The following is a 2,289-nucleotide window of genomic DNA, read 5'->3' as shown; positions in this document are numbered from 1 at the left end:
TCTCATCCGCCAAAACATCTTCGGCGTTGTAAGGTTAAGCCTCACGGTTCATTAGTACCGGTTAGCTCAACGCATCGCTGCGCTTACACACCCGGCCTATCAACGTCGTCGTCTTCAACGTTCCTTCAGGAGACTTAAAGTCTCAGGGAGAACTCATCTCGGGGCAAGTTTCGTGCTTAGATGCTTTCAGCACTTATCTCTTCCGCATTTAGCTACCGGGCAGTGCCATTGGCATGACAACCCGAACACCAGTGATGCGTCCACTCCGGTCCTCTCGTACTAGGAGCAGCCCCCCTCAGTTCTCCAGCGCCCACGGCAGATAGGGACCGAACTGTCTCACGACGTTCTAAACCCAGCTCGCGTACCACTTTAAATGGCGAACAGCCATACCCTTGGGACCTACTTCAGCCCCAGGATGTGATGAGCCGACATCGAGGTGCCAAACACCGCCGTCGATATGAACTCTTGGGCGGTATCAGCCTGTTATCCCCGGAGTACCTTTTATCCGTTGAGCGATGGCCCTTCCATTCAGAACCACCGGATCACTATGACCTGCTTTCGCACCTGCTCGCGCCGTCACGCTCGCAGTCAAGCTGGCTTATGCCATTGCACTAACCTCCTGATGTCCGACCAGGATTAGCCAACCTTCGTGCTCCTCCGTTACTCTTTAGGAGGAGACCGCCCCAGTCAAACTACCCACCAGACACTGTCCGCAACCCGGATTACGGGTCCACGTTAGAACATCAAACATTAAAGGGTGGTATTTCAAGGTCGGCTCCATGCAGACTGGCGTCCACACTTCAAAGCCTCCCACCTATCCTACACATCAAGGCTCAATGTTCAGTGTCAAGCTATAGTAAAGGTTCACGGGGTCTTTCCGTCTTGCCGCGGGTACACTGCATCTTCACAGCGAGTTCAATTTCACTGAGTCTCGGGTGGAGACAGCCTGGCCATCATTACGCCATTCGTGCAGGTCGGAACTTACCCGACAAGGAATTTCGCTACCTTAGGACCGTTATAGTTACGGCCGCCGTTTACCGGGGCTTCGATCAGGAGCTTCGCTTGCGCTGACCCCATCAATTAACCTTCCGGCACCGGGCAGGCGTCACACCGTATACGTCCACTTTCGTGTTTGCACAGTGCTGTGTTTTTAATAAACAGTTGCAGCCAGCTGGTATCTTCGACTGACTTCAGCTCCATGAGTAAATCACTTCACCTACGTGTCAGCGTGCCTTCTCCCGAAGTTACGGCACCATTTTGCCTAGTTCCTTCACCCGAGTTCTCTCAAGCGCCTTGGTATTCTCTACCTGACCACCTGTGTCGGTTTGGGGTACGATTTGATGTTACCTGATGCTTAGAGGCTTTTCCTGGAAGCAGGGCATTTGTTGCTTCAGCACCGTAGTGCCTCGTCGTCACGCCTCAGTGTTAAAGTGAACCGGATTTACCTGGAACACACACCTACACGCTTAAACCGGGACAACCGTCGCCCGGCCAACATAGCCTTCTCCGTCCCCCCTTCGCAGTAACACCAAGTACGGGAATATTAACCCGTTTCCCATCGACTACGCCTTTCGGCCTCGCCTTAGGGGTCGACTCACCCTGCCCCGATTAACGTTGGACAGGAACCCTTGGTCTTCCGGCGAGCGGGCTTTTCACCCGCTTTATCGTTACTTATGTCAGCATTCGCACTTCTGATACCTCCAGCAACCCTCACAGGCCACCTTCACAGGCTTACAGAACGCTCCCCTACCCAACAACACACAGTGTCGCTGCCGCAGCTTCGGTGCATGGTTTAGCCCCGTTACATCTTCCGCGCAGGCCGACTCGACCAGTGAGCTATTACGCTTTCTTTAAATGATGGCTGCTTCTAAGCCAACATCCTGGCTGTCTGGGCCTTCCCACATCGTTTCCCACTTAACCATGACTTTGGGACCTTAGCTGGCGGTCTGGGTTGTTTCCCTCTTCACGACGGACGTTAGCACCCGCCGTGTGTCTCCCGTGATAACATTCTCCGGTATTCGCAGTTTGCATCGGGTTGGTAAGCCGGGATGGCCCCCTAGCCGAAACAGTGCTCTACCCCCGGAGATGAATTCACGAGGCGCTACCTAAATAGCTTTCGGGGAGAACCAGCTATCTCCCGGTTTGATTGGCCTTTCACCCCCAGCCACAGGTCATCCGCTAATTTTTCAACATTAGTCGGTTCGGTCCTCCAGTTAGTGTTACCCAACCTTCAACCTGCCCATGGCTAGATCACCGGGTTTCGGGTCTATACCCTGCAACTTAACGCCC

Annotated in this window: 1 rRNA gene; it reads right to left on the bottom strand. The window is 53.8% G+C overall.

Annotated elements, in window-relative coordinates:
• Positions 1-30 precede the first annotated feature (30 nt).
• Positions 31-2,289: ribosomal RNA gene (locus ACH0VJ_RS22515) — 23S ribosomal RNA — on the bottom strand; the annotation flags it as partial.

Source organism: Salmonella sp. 2020_1459 (assembly GCF_043847915.1).
In the GTDB taxonomy this organism is placed as follows: Bacteria; Pseudomonadota; Gammaproteobacteria; order Enterobacterales; family Enterobacteriaceae; genus Salmonella; species Salmonella enterica.
The sequence above is the reverse complement of the archived record's forward strand: the minus strand, read 5'-3'. Positions and strand labels throughout refer to the sequence as shown.